This window comes from Aeromonas sp. PrichA-15, assembly GCF_017939245.1.
Lineage (GTDB): Bacteria > Pseudomonadota > Gammaproteobacteria > Enterobacterales > Aeromonadaceae > Aeromonas > Aeromonas caviae.
Window position 1 is genome coordinate 1 of the sequence record NZ_JAGKRH010000365.1, and the last position, 293, is coordinate 293.

Below are 293 nucleotides of genomic sequence, written 5' to 3' on the forward strand. Positions count from 1 at the left end.
TCCATCGCCACCGCTTCAATCTGCTGGCATCGCTCGCCGAGCTGCTCGAAGAAGGGACGGATAGCGGCCCGGCTGTTGCCGTGCCCCACCCACAGGACGCGGGTTCGCTCGGCATCCATGATCACGGTGGCATAGCGGTGTCCCTTATGCAGGGCAAACTCATCCATCACCAGCCGCCGCACCTCCCCAAGTTCGATGGTGCCCACACTGGTCTGCAAACGGCGCTTGTCGATCTCCTTGATGGTGTGCCAACCGACCCCGGTGAGCTGGCTGACATGGCGGATGGGGAGGTA

At 63.1% G+C, this 293-nt stretch carries 1 protein-coding gene; it reads right to left on the reverse strand.

Features of this window, described 5'->3' with window-relative positions; genetic code table 11:
• Positions 1 to 293, reverse strand: a 293-nt coding sequence (locus tag J9889_RS23235; protein ID WP_210558368.1) for a transposase, incomplete at both ends; no start/stop codon positions are given.